The sequence below is a fragment of the Alteromonas sp. ABH4_454 genome, from assembly GCF_056311775.1.
The window spans coordinates 38,855-53,403 of sequence record NZ_CM149972.1 but is presented as its reverse complement, the minus strand read 5'-3'; the positions used below and the strand labels follow the sequence as shown (position 1 = coordinate 53,403).

Annotated in this window: 14 protein-coding genes; 5 read left to right on the top strand and 9 right to left on the bottom strand. The window is 43.6% G+C overall.

Annotated features, from left to right (window positions below; all coding sequences use genetic code 11):
- Positions 1 to 9: 9 nt before the first annotated feature.
- The 5 genes from ACYX4W_RS00250 to ACYX4W_RS00230 all read right to left on the bottom strand — a co-directional run bounded on the left by ACYX4W_RS00250 (position 10) and on the right by ACYX4W_RS00230 (position 5,312).
- Complete coding sequence (locus tag ACYX4W_RS00250; protein WP_476074332.1) at positions 10 to 1,326, bottom strand: choice-of-anchor A family protein; 1,317 nt, start codon at positions 1,324 to 1,326, stop codon at positions 10 to 12.
- 183 nt (positions 1,327 to 1,509) lie between these two features.
- On the bottom strand, positions 1,510 to 1,920 hold the full coding sequence (locus ACYX4W_RS00245; protein WP_014950746.1) for an ExbD/TolR family protein: 411 nt from the start codon (positions 1,918 to 1,920) through the stop codon (positions 1,510 to 1,512).
- 142 nt (positions 1,921 to 2,062) lie between these two features.
- Complete coding sequence (locus ACYX4W_RS00240) at positions 2,063 to 2,851, bottom strand: CLCA_X family protein (RefSeq protein WP_476074331.1); 789 nt, start codon at positions 2,849 to 2,851, stop codon at positions 2,063 to 2,065.
- Between the two features lie 26 nt (positions 2,852 to 2,877).
- Entirely contained in the window at positions 2,878 to 3,414 is a 537-nt protein-coding gene (gene fldB, locus ACYX4W_RS00235) for a flavodoxin FldB (protein ID WP_476074330.1), read from the bottom strand.
- A gap of 17 nt (positions 3,415 to 3,431) precedes the next feature.
- Complete coding sequence (locus ACYX4W_RS00230) at positions 3,432 to 5,312, bottom strand: metallophosphoesterase family protein (RefSeq protein WP_476075423.1); 1,881 nt, start codon at positions 5,310 to 5,312, stop codon at positions 3,432 to 3,434.
- Positions 5,313 to 5,560: 248 nt separating this feature from the next.
- On the opposite strand from ACYX4W_RS00230, the gene ACYX4W_RS00225 reads away from it, so the two are divergent.
- Entirely contained in the window at positions 5,561 to 6,682 is a 1,122-nt protein-coding gene (locus ACYX4W_RS00225; protein ID WP_476074329.1) for a hypothetical protein, read from the top strand.
- A gap of 104 nt (positions 6,683 to 6,786) precedes the next feature.
- Here the strand turns inward: ACYX4W_RS00225 and msrA are convergent, their stop codons facing one another.
- The gene (msrA, locus tag ACYX4W_RS00220; protein ID WP_474804797.1) at positions 6,787 to 7,332 is read right to left on the bottom strand and encodes a peptide-methionine (S)-S-oxide reductase MsrA; all 546 of its coding nucleotides are present in this window, start codon (positions 7,330 to 7,332) and stop codon (positions 6,787 to 6,789) included.
- A 258-nt stretch (positions 7,333 to 7,590) separates the two neighbouring features.
- Between msrA and ACYX4W_RS00215 the strand changes: the two genes are divergently transcribed.
- The 3 genes from ACYX4W_RS00215 (at position 7,591) to ACYX4W_RS00205 (ending at position 10,452) form a co-directional block, all read left to right on the top strand.
- Positions 7,591 to 7,986: a thiol-disulfide oxidoreductase DCC family protein gene (locus ACYX4W_RS00215; RefSeq protein WP_474804800.1), complete on the top strand. Its 396-nt coding sequence runs from the start codon at positions 7,591 to 7,593 to the stop codon at positions 7,984 to 7,986.
- The gene (locus ACYX4W_RS00210; protein WP_476074328.1) at positions 7,976 to 8,701 is read left to right on the top strand and encodes an SDR family NAD(P)-dependent oxidoreductase; all 726 of its coding nucleotides are present in this window, start codon (positions 7,976 to 7,978) and stop codon (positions 8,699 to 8,701) included. Before ACYX4W_RS00215 ends, ACYX4W_RS00210 begins: the two co-directional genes overlap by 11 nt.
- A 329-nt stretch (positions 8,702 to 9,030) precedes the next feature.
- Positions 9,031 to 10,452 (top strand): sodium-dependent transporter, encoded by a 1,422-nt coding sequence (locus tag ACYX4W_RS00205; RefSeq protein ID WP_474804806.1) that lies wholly within the window; start codon positions 9,031 to 9,033, stop codon positions 10,450 to 10,452.
- A 207-nt stretch (positions 10,453 to 10,659) separates the two neighbouring features.
- On the opposite strand, the gene ACYX4W_RS00200 is transcribed toward ACYX4W_RS00205, so the two are convergent.
- Both ACYX4W_RS00200 and ACYX4W_RS00195 read right to left on the bottom strand, forming a co-directional pair.
- Positions 10,660 to 11,472, bottom strand: coding sequence for an NAD-dependent epimerase/dehydratase family protein (locus ACYX4W_RS00200; protein WP_476074327.1), 813 nt, complete (start codon positions 11,470 to 11,472; stop codon positions 10,660 to 10,662).
- 231 nt (positions 11,473 to 11,703) lie between these two features.
- On the bottom strand, positions 11,704 to 12,543 hold the full coding sequence (locus tag ACYX4W_RS00195; protein WP_476074326.1) for a DUF2884 family protein: 840 nt from the start codon (positions 12,541 to 12,543) through the stop codon (positions 11,704 to 11,706).
- Between the two features lie 341 nt (positions 12,544 to 12,884).
- On the opposite strand from ACYX4W_RS00195, the gene ACYX4W_RS00190 reads away from it, so the two are divergent.
- Positions 12,885 to 13,076, top strand: coding sequence for a hypothetical protein (locus ACYX4W_RS00190; RefSeq protein WP_014950735.1), 192 nt, complete (start codon positions 12,885 to 12,887; stop codon positions 13,074 to 13,076).
- A 76-nt stretch (positions 13,077 to 13,152) separates the two neighbouring features.
- Here the strand turns inward: ACYX4W_RS00190 and ACYX4W_RS00185 are convergent, their stop codons facing one another.
- Positions 13,153 to 14,547 carry a mechanosensitive ion channel family protein gene (locus tag ACYX4W_RS00185; protein ID WP_474804814.1) on the bottom strand — a complete coding sequence of 465 codons (1,395 nt, stop codon included), beginning with the start codon at positions 14,545 to 14,547 and terminating at the stop codon, positions 13,153 to 13,155.
- Positions 14,548 to 14,549: the final 2 nt, after the last annotated feature.

The window sequence follows — 14,549 nt, the reverse complement described above, 5'->3', positions numbered from 1 at the left end:
TTATCCTTTTTAGACCTTGCTAACTTGTCGACGCCTAGCCAGCATGAAGCACCCTGCGCCAAATAAAAGGGCAATTGAAGCAGGTTCACTAACGTTAATAGCGCCAAACTGATAGTTATTTATTTGTCCTGTTGGCGCGACGTAGGTTTCGCCATTGTCATTAACCAGTTCTTTGAACGGCGTTTCCAAACGATTCGCAATAACGTTGCCGTCCACATGACCATTGTAGAAACTTAGTTCTGCATATGGCGCCAACACACTACCTTTTACGCCTACACTGTGCAGGGTGAGATCTTTAGCATCAACGAAGTTAAACAAGATGTTGTTGGTATAAAGGCCATCATGACGTTGACCTTCATTGTTATCATTGTCTCTATACTGGCCATTTTCTGTAAAGTATTCGTTTTCCTGCGTAAATGCAGTATTGAAGAAGCCTGTATTAAACAGCTCTACCGTATCCCCATACACATTGATAATGTTATAGCTAGTGGTAGAGAAATCGTAAACAATGTCTTTGTCAGCTGCGCTGAACCAGTCAGAGCTAATCGAATAGATATTCACATCATCGGAGCCGGAAAATACGATGGTGTCGAGAGTATCAATATTACTGTCATTACAACTGACTAACGCATTTGGATCTGAAGCGTCGGTGCAGGTCAGTGTCGTTGTTCCATTCACGCTCATCGAGGCAAAGTCTTGAGACTGCGCCGTTACTTCAGTAGCGATGGAATTAAAATCGAGATTGTCGACGTTTACTGTATTACTGGAAGACTGCATGGCGCTCCCAGTATAGCCAGCATTATCCACGGTAAGCGTTGTACCGTAGGTTATGGAGCCATTCACACCCGCTTCACGGATGGTGACGGCTTGCTCAGACTGGATGTCCCCGTTATTAACGCCAGCCTTCTCTAATGTCACGTCACCTTTACTGAATATACCGCCGTTTTCGACACTACCGTAGGTTACTGTGGTAGCACTGGTACTGTTTAGTGCTCCATCGAACATTACGCTATTAGCAGTAACCATACCTGAAACTGTGGTTTGTCCTGCGTGAACATGGCCTCGGGTATAAGAAAGATCGCCACCTACATAAATTGCACTAGAAGAAAGATCGGTAGGGAGTAGAAGACCTACATCAAAGTCTTCAACCGTTAGGTTTCCACCTACGGCTAACGTACCTTCAACGTCAGAACGCTCACCTTCGTAATCTTCAAAGATGAAAGCGTTGTAGTTAAAGGCTTCGCTTAATTCGATTTTTGCTGCAGACACCTGGGGTGCTGACATTACTGCTGCAAGTACAGCAGTGTAAATAAGTTTTTTGTGCATAATGGCTCCAGTGACATCCGAGTCTGGAACCGAGTTTCAACATGGTTTATCCAGACACACCGAATGGTACGATCTGAACAAAATTCGTGCGATAGCACAAGAGATACTTTGGTATAAGAGAGGATACGAAAAAGCCACCCGAAGGTGGCTTTTACTTAATTTGTATTTGATTAATAAAGCGTTTTAACTGCTCTTTTTAACCAAAACAGATACTTTGTCGATACCAGCAATTTTAACTTGGTTCATCACTTCAACCACTGTGCCGTGCTCGCTGTCTTCGTGAGCCTGGATAGCAGCAGAATCAGTGTTGTTTTCTGCTAGGTATGTTTGCGTGTTCGCAACCACACGACGAATATCAACCTCACGGCCACCCATCATGATAGTGCCATCAGCATCAATACGGATAGAAAGCGCTTTAGAAGGCTTGTCGTTTTTCGCTTGATTATCTTCTGGACGGTTTACGTCTAAACCTTTCTCTTTCACGAACGAGGTCGTTACGATGAAGAAAATCAACATGATGAACACGATGTCCAACATGGGGGTCATATCAATCTGAGCCTCGTCTTCAGCCGAGGTATGCTTCTTTCTTTTCATCTCGTCTTCTTTCTTCTGTTACGTTCGAGCCATTTAGTATACTGCTTGTTACAAAAATATACAGACTTTTGTATAAAAACAGTGTGCTCATTAACACTTGTTGTTGAAAAAATACTCAGTTTCACGGTGATAAAACAACAAATTAGGGTTGTTTGCGTGAAATAGCGACACCTAATTGGTAAAAATACAACATCAATGCCTGATTGAGTGATGTACGCAAGTTACCATGAGGGTAAATGCCAAGTCTAGCTTCCGTTGATTTTTTTGTGCCTTGTACCAAAAACGCATTTTTGATCTCGTGATCTTGTATACAGGCTTCAAATGCTCGGGCAGCCATCTCCTGAGGCATAGCATAATAATACATTTTTAGCGCGCGATCAGCTTCTACGGATCGCACAAAGTACTCATTAGGCCTTTTTTGATCATTTAAGAACAATAGCGAGAAGCAATCGCTTAATTTTTGATTCAATGGATGGGCGTTCATAGGTGCGTTATCTAGCCATGCCTGCGTGGCGAAGCTGCCGGCAGCAATGCCTTCGAACATACGAGGCGCAATGTAGTGATCAAATGCGTGAAACCACTCATGGGCAAGGGCCCCAGCTCCCGCGTTTTTTGCTAGCGCTAGCTGCCTTTTTGCGCTGTTGTAGTGGGCGCTACTGTGTTTTTGCCCCCCACTGCCAAAAGCAAGGGAGAGAGAGCCGTTTAAAGACAGCACTTGCTCATTAACATTTAAGATCGCAACCAGATCGTACAGCGCATCAAAAAATAAATTGGCAGCGATCTGCTGCTCTTCCGCGGTCACCCACCTGCCAACCGTGATTGTTGCGAAGTTAAACAGTTTACGAATATCTTGAAACGACACGTCGGCACCGTCCCGATGGCTTGGGCCGTTGCGATAGAACTGCTGATGAAGACGACCTTTATTTTCCAACGCTGATATCCAAGTGGATTAAAGTTTTATGCCATTGAGACCAGTAGCTGTTCACACCAGGCTTCAATGCGAGCATCGGTTTTGTCGTATTGGTTTTCATCATCAAGAGATAAACCTACGAACTTGGTTTTATCTTCGGTCAAGGCTTTAGAGGCGGTAAACTCGTAGCCTTCGTTAGGCCAGTACCCCACAATATTACAACCTGAAGGCATAATTGCATCGTGAAGCATGCCTAACGCATCTTGAAACCATTCGCCGTAACCAAGTTGATCGCCAAGGCCGAATAGTGCAATGGTTTTACCTTCTAGATCTAAGCCGTGAACCTCTTCCCAATGAGACTCCCAATCTTCTTGAAGCTCGCCAAAATCCCACGTTGAAATACCAAATATGATGATGTCGTATTCGGCTGTGCGCGTCAGGTTTACATCTTTTATGTTGTGAAGGTCAACAATGTCTTCGTCAAAAAGGCTATTGAGCTGCGCTTGGATTTTTTCTGCTGCCATTTCGGTATAGCAGGTTGTTGAGCCGTAAAATAATCCGATGGACAGTGCGCTATCACTCATTAGATACCTCTTTTGAACTAATCGTCTTTAGAAGCTGGGAATTCTACCTCTTTACCGTTGCTCAACAAAGCTTTGCACTGAACATCGGCGTTTTTCTGTGAAATTTTTAATACACCGATGGCGCAACCGTTGAATAATTCGCCATAACCCTTGCTAGGCTCTCGTGCTTTTACCGACATGTTTCGACGTCTTGTGAAAAGGTTCAAGGGAGACTTGGAGCGATACAGCACGCGGTTTAATCTATCTAGCCATTTAATTAGCCCATCCGGGAACGCGTTTTTCAATCCGCTGCAGGTGAATTGGGTGATGTGAGGGCTGTTGCGCCTAAAGCGCAGGCGTACATCGTACACAAAGGAATAGTGCACATCGCCCGACAAAATAATGAATTCAGGCGGGGTTTTGTAGTGCCTGAAAATGTTTAACATAACGTTGGCAGTGCCTTTATGTGCCATCCAGTTTTCAGCATCAACAGTGAGCGCCTTGCCAAAAAACGTAAATATTTTTTGAATGGCCTCAATAACTTTAACCCCATAGATGGGGGCGGCAGAGACAACAATGACAGATTCTTTGCCAATAATAGAATGCTGGAAATCACACAGTGCTTCCCAGTCCATTAGCCCCGAGGGCTTGTTCATATCTGATTCACTGCGCCAACGCTGCGTGCGGGTGTCTAAAACCTCAATAGGAGGTGTGGTATCTAAACGGTAATGCCACTGATCAAAATCCAACAGTTCGTCAATGATTTCATCGTGCGAGTTTAAACCGCTTTCTCCCATTGACTCTTGTACTTTAGCGATTAGTGGCGCTACTTTTTTTGGTGCATTCCCCCAGCCTTGGCAAAGCAAATAGCCGATAAGCGCATTGCCGATCATGCGTTTTGATAAAGGGTTTCCATAGACTTCTTGTTCCCAGCCCCGAGTTAAATTCCAGTCGTCGGTAACGTCGTGATCGTCAAAGATCATATAGGTAGGAATATGCGCTAGTGCTCGACGTACCTGGGGTAATTGCTTAACGAACCCGGTAAGCGCGTCATTTTCTTTATTGAAAATGTTTGAGTACTTTTCTGGTATACCCTCTTTATCTATAGAGCCATCAGAGCGCAACGTATCAGCCCAAAGCGTGTCGGACCACACCAGCAAATACATAGCGATGATCTCTGCACTGCCAATTAAATGGTTTTGTGCATTTACCGACGTAAACACAGGCTTTTTCTTGGCGCCAAAGAATATTGAAGATAGTACTGTGTTGGTCGCTATTTGCGGCAGAAGCTGTTCACGTTCATAAAACCCAAATTCATGGGTTGCAAGTTCACTCGTATTGCTCACCACTGCGCCCTCAAGCGCTTCATGGTAAAGGCCTAAGCGCTCTATCACTCTGTGAATGGCTTTCAGCATAGGGCCAGCGACATCATCTGCGTAAATTTGATCTCCCGTCATCAACAAAAGATCGGGAAAACCGTCATCCTTTTCAAACGCATTCTTGTGAAGCACGTCAACCTGCGCGAGCGCATCATCGTCATGAAAGTGGGGTTTGCGGCATGAGCCGTGCAAAATAGTTTCAGGCGTTTCTGTGTAGTGAAAGCTTGGCGAAGTTTGACCATCGTAGAGTATTGCGCGCTGTTCATTTTCCCAGGTGGTTTGGGCAGACGGATCGTCGAATAACAGTTTATAGCTAATTCGCGCTCTGTCTTTAAAAGTATCAGCCGCGTAAAAAGAGATAAGGTGGATGAAAGCATAAGTGCCTACGCGTACCGTTTCACTTTGACACTCACCCGCTATGGTCTGGTCACAGACCGACAGTTTCAGTGATGGTGCCTCGGCGTTACTGGTGACTACCCATATATGGCATTCAGTAGGCGTCACTTTTCTTACTATTGGCCCTGCTATGACTTGGGGCAAGTGCTGCGTAGGAATGACTTTCTCCTTCAATACTCGATTTACTATCTAAAACTTTTCTGCCTCAATACTAAGAAGCTTTATAATATTTATAGTGTCTTTTACAAGCCACAAACGCAGTCGCAATGTAAATAACCGTTATAACCTTACTCTTTTTTGTGCGTAAACGGTATGCTCGATATACTCCCTTACAATTTTTTCAGTTTTAGCTTTTGCTCTCGATACGCCGAGTCGAGAGAGGACTTCATATTATGCTTAAGTATTTATCCGCCACCGTTTTAACCGCCATGCTGGTCACCGCATGCAGCGAGCCCAAAGATGTCATTATCAGTCCAGAACCTACCGACTTGACAGAAACAACAGTAGGGAAGTGGATCCTTGATGAATCTGGAAAAGTTATGTTTGACCCCCAAACATCCGGGCTAGTCGTGCTAGACGGACAGTTAGTTACCATTGCAGATGCAAGTGCGGATGTTACGCAGCAGTTGAAGTTACATAGCATTTCACCAGAAACGGCAACGCTAAGCGCGTCTAGTAAGCGTTTTTCATTCTCAAGAGATGTGCGCCGAAGCTGCTTCTATAGCTACTTGAGCGAACAACCAGATTTAGAAGCGTTAGCGGTAGACCCTAGAGATGCTAATGTCATTTACACCGTCACAGAGGATGCAACCCGTACAGGAGCCTTGAGCCCTCGTTGTGAAACCAAGTACGAAGATACAGGCTCTACAGACTACCCAAGCCTATTGGTTAAATTAACCCGCAAGGACAATGGTGACGTAGAAATGTCAGATGTGCGTCCGCTCCAGTTTCCGAAAGAGTTCGAAGTAGGTAACTTTCCTAACGATGGTATTGAAGGCCTGACTATGGCGGAAGACGGCACTTTGTATTTGTCATTAGAAAAAGACAAAGCGGGGCAGCCAAGGATCTTTACATTGTCTGTTGATGAAAACTTTTTCTCATCGAGCGATTTTGCAACTGTAAGTGAACCAGACCTTCAACTTCCTTCGTTTACCTCGGGTAATCACCCTATAAATGGCTTGGCTTTATATACGCACTCAACGGGCGCATCATATTTATTTGGCGCGGCAAGAAACGACAATGAATTATGGGTAATTGATACCACTGGTAGCAAACCGACAAAGCGCATTCCCATTATTTTTGATGTTGCCAGTGATCAGAGTTGCGAACAGTACACAATGGATAACTCGTCGATGGAAGGGTTAGTCACTATTGATAGTACGCTATGGATCATTAACGATCCGTGGGAAAAGAATTATATGAAAAACGCGACATGTGAGGCGCATAAGACGCGTTATGAAGATTTAGCGCCCTTGCTATTTTCGATAGAAATCAATGACGCTTGGTTTGATTAGCGTCTATCTACTTACGATGTTATTAAAACCGAAAAAGGGTTGCTACCAAGCAACCCTTTCGTTTCTAGCCAACCTGTAAACGTCGCTAAAAAAGCTGACTTTACCTATGCATCGCTGCGAAGGCGAGAAGCAAAAGTCTTTTTGAATTTTGCAAGTTTAGGTGCAACCACCATAGAACAATACTGGTTCTGCGGATTATTTTTGAAATAATCCTGATGATAGTCTTCGGCGTCATAGTAGTTATTCAAGGCTACTACTTCAGTGACTACCGGGTCAGGCCAGATTTCTTCTTCTGTGATTTGTGCAATAATTTTTTCAGCTTCCGCTTTTTGTGCATCGTCGTGATAGAAGATTGCGCTGCGATACTGAGTACCCAAATCATTACCCTGTCTGTTTAGCTGAGTAGGGTTATGTAGCGCGAAGAAAATCTCTAGAATTTCACGGTAGCTGATGCTGTCTGCATCAAAGGTTACTTGTACCACTTCTGCATGACCAGTGTTTCCCGTACATACCTCTTCATAGGTTGGATCGGCTTTTTCACCTCCAGCATAGCCAGAAATTGCTTTTTCTACACCTTCGACAGTGTTAAATGCAGACTCGATACACCAAAAGCATCCGCCTGCTAAAGTGGCTACTTGTAAATTTGCCATAATAAAACCTCTCATGATCTTTGCTTGTAGTGTGGGTGCGGGTAGGGCACAACACAAGTCATCCAAGCGTGTTTTTTTATCGTATAAACGAATATTAAATAAGAATAACGTGCGACGGCTTAAAACGGTTTTAAACTGGCCGCGACAAGAGTGCTGATAGTGCACGGCAAACGCGATGTATTTTTTGTTTTTCCATGTTTGCATGGGCGAAATCGTCTTTTAAGCGATAAGCGTCTTATTTAGCAGAGGTAGGTAGAAGTGATTATTTTTTACGATGGTTATTGCCCTTTGTGCATAGCCGAAATGCGTCATTTACGCAAAAGAGACAAGGATAACAAACTCACCCTGGTCGACATTCAGGCCCCTGATTTTGCAACTCGCTATCCTGCCATGGATTGGCATGCGCTTAACGCCAGAATTCACGGACTTCGCGAGGATGGTACCCTAATTACCGGACTTGATGTTACCCATGAAGCGTGGAAGGCAGTAGGTATGGGATGGATCTACGCACCGCTTCGCTGGCCTGTTATCCGTTATGCCGCTGATGCTTTCTACAATGTATTCGCAAAACATAGATATACCATTTCTTACCTTTTAACGGGAAAAAAACGTCAGTGCGACCGCTGTGTACCGGGAGAGCCGAATGGAAAATAACGTACTTATCGTGGGCGCATCTGGTGGCATAGCGTCTGCGCTTATAGAGCAATATCGCAGTGCGGGCGCAAAAGTGTTCGCTGTAAGTCGTGCAGCTGCAACTGAAAGTAATAATTCAGAGAACGTCTCCTATCATCAAATTGCTGAACAGGATGATAAGCACATCAGCGGCTTTGTTAAGCAACTTGCTAAGCAAGAGGTTGTGTTAAATACGGTAGTAATAACAACCGGTTTTTTGCATAACGAAAGCGAAGGTATTCACCCCGAAAAGCGCTTAGAAGATGTCAGCGAGGAAGCCTTGACTGCGTATTTTGCGACAAACAGCATTATTCCCGCTATATGGCTTAAGCATTTAGTCAACGTTATGAGTAAAGAAGGCTCAACCCTTGTTTGCCTAAGCGCGAGAGTTGGGAGTATATCAGACAACGGGCTTGGCGGATGGTATGGCTACCGTGCCTCGAAAGCCGCGCTCAATATGTTTGTCAAAACAGCGTCTGTAGAGTACAAGCGCAGATTGAAAGATGTCATGCTGGTATGTTACCACCCAGGTACCGTTGATACTGGGCTGTCGAAGCCATTTCAAAAAAATGTAGCGGCTAAAAAACTCTTTACGCCAGAGTTCACTGCAAAGCAACTTATTCACCACCTTTCAGCGCTCAATCGGGACCAGACTTGCCATTTTATCGACTGGAATGGTGAAGTGGTAACTTGGTGATACGGTCTAACCTCATTTCTGCAAGTCCAACATCAAGACTTTTTATTTCACTGCTGTTACCATGTTATTTTGGGAATGGTGCAGCGTATTGATACGCCCATAGAGGTAGCAATACAACGCGTTGACGCCACATGTGAGTCATTACAACAAACGCCATCCTAATAATAAATAATACCAGTTCGCTCGGCTTGATTCCGACGAGAATCAAGAACGAACAACAAGTACAAATTGTGATTTCAAAAAGTGATTGTTGTATACAAGGCTAATTTGAATGTCGCAAGGCGTGATAAGCGAACTGCTATAACAATAACTCAACAAGAGGAAGGGATATGAGCGGGGCCAGAGAACAGTTCGGATCGCGCATAGGTTTTATATTGGCTGCTGCAGGCTCTGCAGTGGGCATTGGTAATTTGGTGGGGTTCCCAGTCGGCGCAGCTAAAAACGGCGGTGGTGCATTCCTTTTAATGTACGCTATTTTCGTTTTTGCCATTTGTTTACCGGTTATGTTGGCAGAGATGTCGGTAGGTCGCCATGCTAAAAAAGACCCGTTAGGCGCATACAGCGCTATCAGTGGTAACGAAAAGAAGTGGAAACTTGCAGGCTGGCTCGCGATTGCCACGCCGTTTATGATTGCCGTTTTCTACATGGTTATTACTGTATGGCTTTTTGGCTATTTATTTGAAGCAGTTAGCGGAAACTTAGACAAACTAGCAGACCCCGATACCTTTGGGGTGTTTATTAATTCAGAGTCTATTTTCGTCTACATGGCTGCTGTTGTTGGTGTGGTTTACCTTATCCTTCAAGGTGGTGTAAAAGAGGGGATAGAAAAAGCGGCGAAGCTGCTTATGCCAGCACTTTTCGTGATGCTTATCGGCCTTGTTATCTTTGTACTAACTCGCGAAAACGCAATGGCAGGCGTAGAGTTTTATATTGTTCCTGAATTTTCAAAAATTACAGCAGAAGTAGTGAACGGCGCACTGTCACAAGCCTTTTTCTCACTGTCGCTGGGTATGGGTATTCTTATTACCTACGGTAGTTACATCGATAAACGAGCGGATGTACCAAGCGCTGCAAAGCTTGTTGCATTAACCGATACTGCTGTGGCTTTTACCGCAGGTTTAATGATTCTTCCTGCCATATTCTCTTTCAACCCAGATATTAACCCTGATGAGTTAAGTGAATCGTCTGTAGGTATGATTTTTACTTATCTGCCTAGTATCTTCCTGGCACTACAAGACTCCATTGGCTATATGGGCGCTTCGATTGTCGCGAGCCTGTTCTTCCTACTAGTATTCTTTGCGGCAATAACGTCTCTAGTGTCTATCTTTGAAGTACCTGTTGCGGCGCTTATGGATGAAAAAGGCGTAAGCCGTAAATGGGCGCTAGGCTCTTTAGGTAGCATTATGATTGTGCTGGCAATTCTAAGTGCATTGTCGTTTGGTAAAGTTGATATGCTGACGTCATTTATGCACTACGCAGGTGCCGATAAATCGCTGTTTGACGTAATTTACGATGTATTTTACGACACTATTTTGCCGTTAAACGGCCTGCTAATCTGCTTGTTCGTTATTTATCGCTGGAAGAGTGCTAATTTTAATGCTTCTTTGGAAGAAGGCAGCAGCGGCTATAAAGGCAGCTGGTTTGAAAAGTATGTGGATGTTTCATTGAAGACGTTTATTCCGCTAATTCTACTTGTGATTTTTGTAAACACGGTGGCGGTGAAATACTTCGGGTTGAGCCTTTTTGGTTAATAAGGTTCACGACAAAAATTACTAAATTTACCGTGCAATAGCAGTAACGTTAGATGAGAAAACGGCAAGCGTGAAGCTTGCCGTTTTTGTTTTCAACAGAATCTTTATTTTTCACTCACTGTTCTTGAATAGTGACTCGCTTAACACATTAGGTTAAACGCACTTCATCCCAAGAGAACTGTGTTAGAAAATGAGTCAATATAAGACTTAAAACATGCTATAGGGGTCACCATAGGTAGGCGTAATGTTAAGCCTTTCCCAGCTTTGCGTAGCGTCGATGACCTTGCCGCCAGGCTGAGCTTCTGTACCAGAAAAGTGTGGTGTGTCTATACCCAGAGCGTTAGCTGCATCTACATAATAAATACCGCGTTTAGGGTGAGATAAGCTGCAAAGGTGTATAACGTCGTTTAGTGGCTTGTCGCAAATAATTGAGGTTAACGCAGACACAATGTCGTGCACATGGACAAGGTTAATTCGTTTATTTCCTGCATCCAACTGTCTTCCACTTAGCGAACGGGCGGGATGACGGTCTGGACCTACTAAACCGGCTAAGCGAACAATACTGATATTAGTTTGGTCTCGCTTAGACATTAAATGGTTTTCAATAGTCACGTGTGCCTTGGCCGAAGCTGTTTGCGGCTGTGTAGTGCTAACTTCGGTAACTACTTCGTTCGTGGCATCGCCATAAACTGATGTAGTACTGATAAAAACAATGTGCGCGACGCCTGCGCTTAGTGCAGCATCAATAAGTCGCAGCATATTTTCAGTAAATGATTCGAGGTTGGTGTTTCTTCTACCAGGGGGAATATTCAACAATAACGTCGCGTTTTGTAAGTTGCTACATAGTACTGATGTATCATCGCCTAGTGCATATTCAATAGCGGTGACACCTTGTTCCTTTAACGCGAGGCGTTTCTGTTGGCTTCGAGTAGTGCCAATAATGTTGACCTTACCTGACAGTGCGTTGCCTACATAGCCGGCTAACCAGCCATAGCCACTAATTACTACATTCTGAGTCATCGATTAAATTCCCCCTTTATTTAGGGCTTAAGAGTACATCAATCGGGGGGCGGATGTCGTTAATACGCCTACCATTAACTGAAAAAGCAGAAATCTGAGTGAGGAGAAATATTAAAAAGTTAGATAGCGAGCGCTAAAAAAACCGACTGTTTTTTCAGTCGGTTTTCAAAGTAAGTGATACAGAAAGGTAAGTCGTTTATTGTAGCAGGCTTAATTCGCTAAATTATTCGACTACATTTTCATTTCGTCATTGTGCTCGTTGTGACCATGATGGTCGTTGGGGTCAATATCCAGCAGGTTCAAGTCATCAAGCCCTGATATAGATGCCTGCATTTGACCTTCGGCATAGTCGGCTTTCTTCAGCACTTTACACAAAGCATCGCCTTTTTCTTCCAGCGAAGCGGCTTGGCTTTCCAAGCGATATTCTAAATCTTCACCCCAGCGCTCCATCTTTTGCTCAAACTCAGACATATCCCCGCCTTCCCACAGCATTTGCGTACCAACCGCGATAAGAATTCTGCCCATAGATTCACTGATCAAAGATTCAATTTGTGTTTCAAACTCTTGCTCCAAGCTTTCGTCAAACCAACCTGGCTCGTCAAATTTCGTAGAATCTACGCGGATATTACCCGCGTCATCATAAAATGAGGTGTTTAGTTTGGTCTCTAGTGAGTTGAACAATTCATTGAAATCATCACCCATTTGATCGCCGCCCAACAGTTCAGTAAACACTTCAGTTACTGCTACATTGGCAATTTGTAGGCCTTCACTGGCAATAGTAAGGGTCATAGGAATAGCAATATCAATGTTGTTGTAGTATTCACTTACCCAATGCTGTTGTTCGCTATTTAGCGAAATTGACTCACCGTTGATGGTCATATTGTGTTGAGCATCAATTGTCATTACCGAACCATTGTCCATCTGAACCGTAAGGTCGCCTTGGTAATACTGAATATGGCCATCAAGCTCCATGTCGCAGCTGTTGTTCTGAAAACTTGTGTCATGCGCGAATGCGTGGCCGCTTATCAAAGCACTGGTAACAGCAACTGAAAGTAATAGTTTGTTAGACATTGTTCATTCCTTAATTTAGGTGTAACACATCAACCTTGTTCTAAGAGCTACGACGGGTTGTAGAGTCACTATCAAATAAACACTAGCGTTATTTGCTGGTATATCTTTAGTTGAGCAATGGCCTTGCCAAGATTTAAAATTTATATTTTTCAGTTGGTTAGGTTATGTGTGCGTTTTTTTAGAGCAATTTCCAATTCACTATTTAGTGAAATTGCTAACTAATTAGTAGATTTGACTAAGATCAATTAATACCAATAGCGATAGATTTAAGCCAATCCAAGCATGGTTAAATCTTATTTATTGGTGCATAATACCGCCAATATTTTTAAGGGGTTATCACAATGGCTGATTGGATTAATGCAATTATGTTTGGTGTTGCGCTAATTGCCTTTACGCTAGGGCTAAGCAGCATCGTTATGGGCTTTATGACTGCTAAAGCAGGTGCTGAAGGTATGCAGGAAAAAATCGAGTACGGTTTTTTTGGCGTTACTGGTTTAGTACTTTGCTTACTGATGGCCTACGCACTGGCTTAAGCGATAAGCATTATGAAAAAACCGGCTATTACAGCCGGTTTTTTTTCGCCTTTAAACAATAGTGATATCAGTTCTACTAGTCGTTGTCTTTGCGGTCGTGTTCGTTTTTGTCCTGAGCTTCTCTTGGCGTATTAGCACTCTTATCATCAATACGGTCTTGGGCCGGTTTCTGTTGAACATCGTTTCCTTCAGTGCTGTTAAACACGCTATGTTCCCGATGGGCAAGCAAGGATAAATGACCATCACGCTGATAAGCGCGTAAGTCGAACAGGTCTAGCATAGCCATGACATGGTCAAAAATATCTGCCTGAACTTTCTCGTATTTGACCCACTCTTTTTGAACACTAAAGCAGTAAATTTCTAAAGGCAAACCGAGCTCATTAGGCGGTAACTGCCTAACCATGAGGGTTAGTTCTTGGTTAATGTCTGGGTGCTTACGTAGGTAAGCTTCTAAATAGGCCCTAAAAGTACCAATGTTAGTAAGGCGGCGATTGTTTAACAGGTCCGACTCATCGATAGAATAATCTCTGTGATAGGCGCGGAGCTCATTTTTCTTTTTGTCGATATATTCGTTGATATAACGAATTTTGGAAAAGCGCTCTAGCATGTCGTTGTCGCAAAGCTTGATCGAGTGCACATCAATATAAATAGCGCGCTTAATTCTACGCCCACCAGATTCCTGCATGCCCCGCCAATTTTTAACCGCTTCAGTGGTAAGGCTATAGGTCGGCAACGTTGAAATAGTCTTGTCCCAGTTTTGTACCTTAACGTTAGTAAGGCCTATTTCGAGTATTTCACCATCTACTTCATACTTAGGCATGGCAATCCAGTCGCCCGTATTAAACATGCGGTTGGCGGCAATTTGAATACCGGCAACAAAGCCTAAAATGGTGTCTCTGAATATTAATAGCAGTACAGCAGCAATGGCTGTTAAGCCAGACACAATAAGCAGCGGGCTTCTGTCTACAATTAAAGAAATACTAAGCAGTATGGTAATAATAGCGAAGGCAAGTTTCGTTACTTGAATGAAGCCTGTAATAGGAGCGCGCCGAGATAAGGCTGAAGCATTGTAAACATCTTCTACCGTGCTTAGCATGGCATACAAAGCCAATAGCCCACTATACAGCATGTATAGTTGGGCACTCTTAATCATCATTCCGTGTATGACAGCTTCATCGTCAATGAGAACGGGGGTGGTAACGTAAATAAAGAGCGCCGGAAAAAGGTGCATCAAACGCCTAAAGAAGCCGTGTTCTTGTAGCGCGTTATCCCACTTATTATTCGACTTATATACCCAGTTAGCAATTTGAGGGCGCACTAGCAGGCGCGCAATCACGTAGATTAGGATTGCTACGAATAGTATAGAGCCTAGAGCGAGCAAATTATAAAGCGGATCTTCAGTGGTTAAATTAGGAAAAACGTCTTTAACCAAATGAATGAAATGATCGCGTACTGAAGCACTGACTTCCATTA